Origin of the sequence: Algoriphagus chordae (genome assembly GCF_003254055.1) — a bacterium.
Lineage (GTDB): Bacteria > Bacteroidota > Bacteroidia > Cytophagales > Cyclobacteriaceae > Algoriphagus > Algoriphagus chordae.
The window spans coordinates 127,927-136,650 of record NZ_QKZT01000014.1; the positions used below are offsets into that span (position 1 = coordinate 127,927).

General features: G+C 41.7%; 6 protein-coding genes and 1 pseudogene. 3 read left to right on the top strand and 4 right to left on the bottom strand.

The genetic code is table 11. The features are described 5' to 3' along the window. Positions 1-3: 3 nt before the first annotated feature. Both LV85_RS15425 and holA read right to left on the bottom strand, forming a co-directional pair. On the bottom strand, positions 4-2,991 hold the full coding sequence (locus LV85_RS15425) for a tetratricopeptide repeat protein (RefSeq protein WP_111321023.1): 2,988 nt from the start codon (positions 2,989-2,991) through the stop codon (positions 4-6). A gap of 199 nt (positions 2,992-3,190) precedes the next feature. Beyond that, positions 3,191-4,219, bottom strand: coding sequence for a DNA polymerase III subunit delta (gene holA, locus LV85_RS15430; RefSeq protein ID WP_111321025.1), 1,029 nt, complete (start codon positions 4,217-4,219; stop codon positions 3,191-3,193). 397 nt (positions 4,220-4,616) lie between these two features. Here holA and LV85_RS15435 point away from each other — a divergent pair, with 397 nt between their 5' ends. Beyond that, positions 4,617-5,345, top strand: a complete 729-nt coding sequence (locus LV85_RS15435) for a tetratricopeptide repeat protein (protein ID WP_111321027.1) — start codon at positions 4,617-4,619, stop codon at positions 5,343-5,345. A 233-nt stretch (positions 5,346-5,578) separates the two neighbouring features. On the opposite strand, the gene LV85_RS15440 is transcribed toward LV85_RS15435, so the two are convergent. Together LV85_RS15440 and LV85_RS15445 are read right to left on the bottom strand one after the other, a co-directional pair. Further along, positions 5,579-6,421, bottom strand: coding sequence for a universal stress protein (locus tag LV85_RS15440; RefSeq protein WP_111321029.1), 843 nt, complete (start codon positions 6,419-6,421; stop codon positions 5,579-5,581). Positions 6,422-6,429: 8 nt separating this feature from the next. Then, complete coding sequence (locus tag LV85_RS15445; protein WP_111321031.1) at positions 6,430-7,350, bottom strand: 2-hydroxyacid dehydrogenase; 921 nt, start codon at positions 7,348-7,350, stop codon at positions 6,430-6,432. Positions 7,351-7,537: 187 nt separating this feature from the next. On the opposite strand from LV85_RS15445, the gene LV85_RS15450 reads away from it, so the two are divergent. Both LV85_RS15450 and LV85_RS15455 read left to right on the top strand, forming a co-directional pair. Further along, positions 7,538-8,410 carry a DUF2911 domain-containing protein gene (locus tag LV85_RS15450; RefSeq protein WP_111321033.1) on the top strand — a complete coding sequence of 291 codons (873 nt, stop codon included), beginning with the start codon at positions 7,538-7,540 and terminating at the stop codon, positions 8,408-8,410. Positions 8,411-8,471: 61 nt separating this feature from the next. Then, positions 8,472-8,724 (top strand): annotated as a pseudogene (locus tag LV85_RS15455) (hypothetical protein); the annotation flags it as partial.

Here is an 8,724-nt window from a genome sequence, read left to right on the forward strand (position 1 = left end):
GGTTTAATTAAGGGTTTGAAGTTTGGATTGAGCCATTTCTTTAATTTCTGTATTAGTAGAATTCTCTACGATGGATTCCAGAGTCGCTTTCGCCTGAAACTCCTCCCCGCTTTTCACATAGTTATCTGCCAAAAGCAAGAAGATCCTCCCATACCAATAATCGTAATTGACAAATGGACCTGACTGATCAAAAATTAATTCGTTGGATTGTGTCACCTCACCTTTCTCTTGTGCAGCGAGTGCCAACAAATAAAGCCCTTCCGCTCCCTGTTCAGTTTTGTAATCAGCAACTAAGGCAGTCAGAGTCAATTCTGACTGCGGTTTTTGATTCAACTCACGTTGAGATTTGGCCTTAATAAGTAAGGCTTTTGGAGAAGATTCAGGAATCACTCCATCCAGCGTAGCCAAACGCTCAGCCTGTGTAATCGCTTGCTGATATTTCTGTGTTTCAAAATTCGCGGTCATTAACGCCTGCACAGCCTCGGCCTCCTCAGGTTTACTACGGGCATTTTGCACAGAAGTCTCTAGATATGGAATTGCTTGCGCAAAATTCCCTCTTTCCAATTCTATCACCCCTATCTTCTGCATGGCACGAAGTCGCTGCGGAGAAGCTGGCTCTTTTTCCAATGACTTAAATTGTGCAAGCGCCTTATCCGTATCACCCACTTGCAGGTAGCTATCTCCTAAGAAATAAAGTGCATCTGCTCGCTGCGCTGACTGCGGATAATTCTGCAAGTAACTTTCAAACCCACGGATAGCTTGAGAATAATTCTTATCGAAAAATGTTCCTTTCGCAGCTTCAAATTCTAAAGACTGAACAGATCCATTACTAGGATTAGCTCCTTTGTATTTGGTCAAGTAGTCAGAAAACTCACCCGATCTTCCCTGAAGTGCAAGTGTTTCCTGAAGGCCTTTCAGCGCAGTCTCAGAATTTTCCGAATTCGGGTGATTGTTTAAGATTGTACTATAATCCTTAATCGTCTGATCGTAATTCTGAAGTGAGAAGTTCGCCACTGCTCTGCCTTCTAATGCATAGGGAACAAATGGACTATTTGGCTTGGAGCTAAGCAAATCAGAGAAAGAAACGGAAGCCGCTTGATAGCTAGTTTCCTCCATGTAAATCTGTCCACGCTGGTATAAGGCATCTTCTAAGTATAAGCTATTCGGATATCGAGAAATTAACACATCCAATTGGCCTAGCGCTTCCTGATTTCTAGACTGGAAATTTTGCACCACAGCCAGTCTGTAGTAAGCATAATCTGCTCCTGAACTCCCCTCGTTGATAGCTCGCTGAAAGGTAGAAGCCGCCTCGCCGAATCTCTTCTGCACGTAGTAACAATCTCCCAACCTCAATAAGGCATCATCGTATTGCTGCTTATTGGCAATGATCTGTCTATTCTCTGTGAATCTTCTGAATTGATCCTCCGCTTTAGCATACTGCTTGGAGTTGAAGTAAGCATAACCCAGTCCGTAGTAAGTTTTGGCAACTGTGCCATTTGCACCAGACGGACGATTGCTTAGTACAGACTCATAAGCTTTGATAGCCTGCGGCAAATTATCAGCTGCAGAATTGATTTCTCCTTTCCAAAAGTGAGAGTCCAACACCATGTTTTTATCCACAGGGTATTTGAGAGACTTATCTAAATAAGCCAAGGCTGGATTCCATTTTTGATCACGGTAATAAACCATGGCTTGATAAAAAGAAACCTTTTGGTATGCTTCCTGAATTCTTGGAGACTTATTGGAGATTTTGTCCATCTGATCAATGGCACGTAGGTAATCGTTGGTATTTACAAGAGCTTCAGAAAGCAAATTCTCAGCTTCTGCTCTGTATTTTCCGGAAGGATAGGATTCCACATACTCATCCAAAGCAGTGATTGCAGACTGGAAACTACCTTTTTGCAAGTTTACTTTGGCGTAATTAAATATGGATTCCTCCTTTATGGCTGGGTTAAAATCTGACTTTGCGGCGGACTGGAAACTAGTAGAAGCAAACTGATAATTCTCCAGTTTCAAATAGGCCTGCGCCAGATAATAACTGGAAGCTTGCCCGATTTCATCAGTTGCTGATGCAGATACTTTTAGGTAATCCGTAGCACGTTGGTAGTTCTGAATTTCAAATTGGGAAATCCCTGCTTTGTAGATCTCCTCTCTTCCCAGTTCACCTTTGCGCGAATTGATGAAAGAATCGTAGTTTTCTGCCGCTTTCGGGAAATTCTTCTTGGCATAATAGGCTTCCGCCAAGTACAAATAAATCACCTCTCTTTTCTCAAGATTCTGGCCATTTGTCAATAACGGCTCAGCAAAGGAGATCAACTGATCATAACTTCCTTGCTTATAATAAAGCGCTGCTAAAAGGTACGGTACCTTATTGGCGTAGTATGGAGATTGGGAAGCCGTCTGAAGATCTGCAATGGCTTTGTTGGTATTCCCATTTTCCATTGCGATAAAGCCAGAGTAGTAATAAGAATCAAAACTAGCCTGTTGATTTAGCGCTTTGCCCGCATCAAAATAAGGGGCTGCTTCCGCATACTGATTTAGCTGAAAATGAGAGTAACCTTGCTTGAAAAGGACTTCAGCCTGATTTTCCAGTGGCAACTTTTCTGCATCCACCAGCTTATAGCTATCGATAGCTTCCGCGAAATTCCTTTTGAAGAAAAAGTGATCGCCCAGATACAATCCTGCCGTGGTAACCGAAGGATCATTGCCATGATCAAAAATATACTTTTTCATCAGGCCTGCACCATCGGGACTTTCCAACTGGAGTGCAGCCATAGCGCGATTCAGCTCAGCAGTCATAGCCTGCCCAGAGCTTACAGGTTTTTCTAGTAGCCGTGAATTATCATAGATACTTGCAGAAAAAAGCTGCTTATCAAAAAGCTCTAGATTATGGTCTAGCTTATGTTGTGGACTGGTCTGATAGAGGCTCGACTGGGAATACGCCTCCAAACTAAGCCCAAGGCCCGCAAGGAGCACAAGGTAGTATTTCATATGTATTTAGTTTCTATTTAAAGGCCATATGGAATCTCGCATAGGTGATAATTATTTCACCTGATGACGCTTGCTGCCATGCTCGATTTCATGCGTTTAAGTTTTGATTTTTAGCTACCGCATGGAATCTCGTAAAGTGAAAATCATGTCACTGTGTGACAGTTACGAAATACTCGATTTCATAGTGTGGCTTAGGTAATCAATGCAAAATCTTGTAAACAAGCTCGCGGAGGTTTTCGGTTTCGCTCAGACTTCCGGAGTCAACCCCTTTGAAACGAAGATCGGCCTCTTTGATGTAAGCGAATACATCAATTACCTTGCCCAAATTGTAGTTGCGGGAGGCTACCATATATTCTTTGACTACAAATGGCGGCAGTCCTAAAAGGCTCGCAATTTGTTGCTCATTTGCTCCAGTTTTTTTCGCCTGATGGATCAAAGCGATTCTAGTGAAGTAGTTGAACATCAAAGAAAACATAGGGATCACTGGATGAGCCTTTGGGTTTTGTGAGAAAAAATGAATGATCTTATTGGTCTTGATCACATCCTTAAAGCCTAAAGCTTTCAAAAATTCAAAATTATTATAATCCTTATTGATTCCGATATACTTGGAAATATGCTCTGTGGTGATCTTCGTAGGTTCACGGAAATTGATCAGCATCTTCCCTATTTCATTGGAAAGCACTTCTAAATTATTCCCGATGGAATCTGCCAAAAGCTGCGCAGCACGGTTGTCTATCGAATGCTCACTTTCCTTGATAAATCCTTCTATCCAATCCGTCAGCTTATAATCTTTGACCTTTTCAGATCGCACATAGACAGTCTTCTTATTCAGCTCTCTATATAGCGCAGTTCTACCATCAAGCTTTTTATACTTATGAGCAAAAACCAGAATAGTACTTGGTAGCGGATTTTGCACATAGCTGACCAAAAGTTTCTGCATCTCCTCATTTCCCAAGTCCGCAAGACTCTGAGCCTCCTTGATGATCACCACCTGGCGATCTGACATCATCGGAAATTTTCTCGCATTATTGAGGATCAAACCCACATTAGAGTCTTTTCCATACATGACCACCTGGTTAAATCCGCGCTCATGCTCGGCAATCGCGTTCTTCTCAATGAAGTCCGTAATCTGATCAATAAAGTAAGGTTCCTCCCCATCCAAAAAGTAAATTGGAGCGAACTTTTTCGCTTTCAGATCTTTAAGTACAGCTTGTGGTAGTTGGGGCATAAAATTTGGATATTCTCAGGCCTTAAAGATAACAGGCCTATCCATTTGCCTGCAAAAACCAAGGAAAGATTCTTTGGTAAACTATTCAGGCGTTAACTTTGTCTTTGTAAGTAGTACGGTTTGGATAAGGACGGTATATGTGAATAGCAAGTAGTGAAAAGGTTAGTAGTGAGTGAAAAGTAAGAGGTGAGAAATAGTAAGAAATAAGTTTTCGTATGAGCCTTCGACTTCGCTCAGGCAGACAAGGTCATCGCTCTTTTGTGGATTTTGAAATTTTCATTTCTCAATCGGACATAATAAAAACATTGATTCAATAGATAGGTTAAAAAATAGCATGATAAAATATTGCGCCCTCTGCGTAAAACTCCGTGTCCTCCGCGGTTAAAGAACAAAAATTATGAGTTTCGAAAAAGGAATTGAATTATATAAATCAGGGAAATTTGAGGAGGCTTTGGCCATTTTTGACGAATTGGTAAAAGCCAATCCGGATCAGCCACAGCTTCATCTTAATCGAGGCAGGATACTTTCCAGGCTGGGCAGAACTGAAGAGGCTTTGGTGGAATTTGATCTGATCACCTCCTTAGAACCTTACAATACAGATTTCATCTCTGATCGGGCGGTGGTTTTACACCTACTCAACAGAAATGAGGAAGCACTCACCGAATTGGATAGAGCTGCCAATCTCGACCCCAAAAACCCCTATCGCTACAGCAGTCGCGCTTACTTCAAAGATAGAATCGGCGATCTGGAAGGTGCAATTGCAGACTATGAAACAGCCATAGCCCTTGATCCTGAAGACGCAGTTTCTCACAATAATAAAGGTCTGGTCGAAGAGAAATTGGGCTATCAAGCCAAATCAAAAAAGAGTTTCGAAAAGGCAGACGACCTAGTCGGCAACAAACCAAAAGATACTTCCACTCCAAGTCCCAAGTCAGCTAAAGAAGATTCAAACTTCCCCGAAATTGACCCTAAATCTAAAGCTAAGCCAGCCATCCCATCACAAAAGAAGGAAATGACTTTCAACCACTTCTTAAACACACTGGGTTCTGTTTTCAATAATTCACACACCCGAAAAGAATTCGGCAATTACCTGAAGGGATTCTTTGGTGGAAAAAAGAATGAGTAGAGGCTATGCGGGTCGAAGTCTGACTGATGAGGGCTTTTATGAATATTTAGAGAGTCTTTATGCGCATACCTGTTTATTTAATCACGTTATCTGCTTAACCTTTCGACTTCGCTCAAGGTGACAAACTTTATAGAACAAATAAGTTCGCTTGTGTCAGATCGAGCGAAGTCGAAATCTATACACCTACAATCTCTGCGTCCTCTGTGTCATACCATACTCCGTGCCCTCCGCGGTTAAAAAGACTTAATCACCCAAAGCGGCTTATTGATGAAATAGGCCATTTTTTTGGATAAACTCTTAGCGAAAATTTGATCGAAGAAAGACTTCTTCTCACTCAGCGTCACCAGAATATCACCCTTGGCTGTTTGCAGGTAATTCTCCAATCCCAAGGCAACATCATCACGGAAGGATTTCAAGACGAAATTAACCTTATCATACTTTATAAAGGGCTCTATCTCCGCTACCATGGTCATGTGCAGTGATTTATCCAGTGCTTTATGGGTAGTACTGACATGCACCATATCTATCTCAGAGTCAAAAAACCTGGCCACTTCCACTATTTTCTGAATAGCAATCTTATCCTCTTCCAGGTAATCAGAGGCATAGACTAGCTTGCGAGGAGCCTTGAAATATACTTTTCTAGGAACAACAATAATATCCCGATCTGACTGCTCTACGATTCTACTGGCACGCGAGCCAATGATATTTTCTCTGAAATCATTCACCCCTTCAGAGCCTACTACTATCAAATTAGCAGACATTTCGGCGGCATAAGTAAGCGTTTTCTTGACAATATCTCCTTCTGTCACAACCGAAATGCAACTTTTCAAGCCATTCTTTATTGCTTCGGAAACGACAGCATCTTCTAGATTTTGGAGTTTTTCTCTCACAAATTCCTTTTGGTTTTTTCCAGAGACATCTGCAGGTGATAGTTTCCCATAATCCTCCCGATTGAGTACATGGAAGAGGACCAGTTCAGCCTTGTATTTTTCACCCAGCCTAGTTGCATACTCAATAGCATTCAATGAGCACTCAGAAAAATCTGTAGGACATAATATTTTAAAAGTTCTCTCCATAAATCCGCTTAATAACCTCTTTCTCGGTTTACTACATTCACTAATTCTCTCTTTTCTCGGATGCGCCGAATATTCTCCATCACCTGCGGCGCAGCAGCTTGTGGATTCGTCACACTCGCTATGTGAGGCGTCATGGCTATTTTCCAATTCTCCCAAAATGGATGATCTGCAGGCAAAGGTTCTTCTCTGTAGACATCTAGCATGGCACCTGAAAGATGCCCATCGTCCAATGCTTTGATCAAATCAGCATCTACCAAATGTTTTCCGCGCGCCACATTAATAAGGTAGGTGTTGGGATTACATTTCTCGAACAGCTCAGTATTCAAAATATTCTCAGTATCAGGAGTAAGTGGAAGCAAGCAAACCAACACATTCACTTCTTTTAAAAACTCCTCCAACTTATCTTTAGTATAGTAAGGATATTCGAAATCTGGTTTCTCTGAAAAACCGAAGCCTACCACTGGAAAACCCATGTAATTCAGTTTATCCATTACGTCTTTGCCCAGAGCCCCCACTCCCATCACTCCTACTGTCACATCCAGTTCCGGACAGCTCATATCCCAGATTTTTCGGGTCTGGTTCATTTGGTAGCGCGGAGTTTGTCTGTGGAAATTCAGTATAGCCATCAGCACGTAATTGGTCATGGAGAAGGTGAGCTTTTCGTCCACTATCCTCACGATAGGTATATCTGTGGGAATAGACTTATCTCTCAAAATATGATCAACGCCCGCTCCCATAGAGCTGATGAGCTTTAGATTGGGAAACTCAGACAGGATTCCCTCAGGGTGTTGCCAGAGAAAGACGTACTCCACCTTTTCTGGTTTGGTGATCTTAGGGTAAACTTCAATCTCAAGGTCCGGAGCTAAGGTTTTAAATTCCTTGATCCAAACATCAGGCTTCTTGCCAGGACTAATAATAGCTAAACTCATAATGATCTATACGTAGTATCTAAGTTGAGGATGGAAAAGATGAGAAAATGAGGTGAAACATGAGAAAAAAATGAAGACTTCAATTTTCAGAATTTCCTTAAAAAGCATGAAATTACAGGGCTTTTCAAAACATACTTTTAATTTTCTCGCTTAAGTAACTTATATCCAAATTATAACTTCCATTCCAATGAAACAAAAATTCGCTTTTACTTTAGCCTTTTTCCTGTGTAGCCTACTTTCTTTTGCGCAGCAGATCCAAATGCCTCAGGCATCTCCCTCAGCTAAAATTACGCAGAAAGTAGGATTGACAGATGTGACCGTGGACTATAGCAGACCAAGCATGAAGGATCGCAAGATTTTTGGCGAGTTGGTTCCTTACGGACAGGTGTGGAGAACGGGAGCCAATGGCGCTACGGTACTTTCTTTTTCTACGGATGTGCTGATTGACGGAAAGAAAATCCCTGCAGGTCAATATGCGCTATACTCTATTCCAGGTAAATCAGAATGGACCATGATTCTTTCCAAAAACATCAAACTTTGGGGAGCTATTGGCTATCAGCAAAGCGATGATATCATTAGATTCAAAGCTCAACCTTCCAAGCTCAGCAAGGAGAATGAGACCTTTGAAATCAGTTTTGAAAATATGTCAGATACGGGTTCGGACCTCTCTTTAAAATGGGACAAAACTAGAGTTGATTTCAGAGTAGAAACTGAAGTGGATCCACTGGTAATGGCTCAGATCAAAGAATTTGTCATCGATGGAAATAGCACAGATCCAAGTCTTTTATACTCCGCTGCGAGCTATTATTACACCAACAGCAAGGATATGAATCAGGCCTACACTTGGATCAATGAATCCGTGGCGAGCGATCCAAAGTATTGGACTATGCACCTGAAAGCTAAAATAGAGGCTGTCCTAGGCAAAAAAACTGATGCGGTAGAAACTGCCGAGGAAGCGATTGACTTGGCCGAGGAAGCAGGAAATCAGGATTACGTTGGATTGAATGAAAGATTGATCAAGTCGTTGAACCCCAATTATGCAATAGGAATAGTAAAGTGATCCAAAATCTTTGAAAGGGAATAGAAAACCACGATTTTTAATAGAATTAAATCTCACCAAAATGGTTAATCTGCCGATTGAGTATTCCGACAAGCCAGTCACACCCTTTGGGGGAATGAGTTTGATGAAGCGTTTTGTAGATCAGACTGGAATCAAGGAGTATCTCAGCTCCCTTGATTTACCTCAGCCGGGATCTAACAGAGGCTATGATCCGGCAGATATTGTGACCTCATTTTGGCTAAGCATCTGGACTGGGGCTAGCCGTTATATTCATTGTGACTGGCTGCGTTATGATACGGTATTGCAGTCCATTT

What these genes read in the sequence shown, in the direction of transcription:
- LV85_RS15440 (WP_111321029.1), bottom strand. Translation starts at nt 6,421, where the DNA reads ATGGAGAGAACTTTTAAAATATTATGTCCTACAGATTTTTCTGAGTGC.
- LV85_RS15450 (WP_111321033.1), top strand. Translation starts at nt 7,538, where the DNA reads ATGAAACAAAAATTCGCTTTTACTTTAGCCTTTTTCCTGTGTAGCCTA.
- LV85_RS15425 (WP_111321023.1), bottom strand. Translation starts at nt 2,991, where the DNA reads ATGAAATACTACCTTGTGCTCCTTGCGGGCCTTGGGCTTAGTTTGGAG.
- LV85_RS15445 (WP_111321031.1), bottom strand. Translation starts at nt 7,350, where the DNA reads ATGAGTTTAGCTATTATTAGTCCTGGCAAGAAGCCTGATGTTTGGATC.
- holA (WP_111321025.1), bottom strand. Translation starts at nt 4,219, where the DNA reads ATGCCCCAACTACCACAAGCTGTACTTAAAGATCTGAAAGCGAAAAAG.
- LV85_RS15435 (WP_111321027.1), top strand. Translation starts at nt 4,617, where the DNA reads ATGAGTTTCGAAAAAGGAATTGAATTATATAAATCAGGGAAATTTGAG.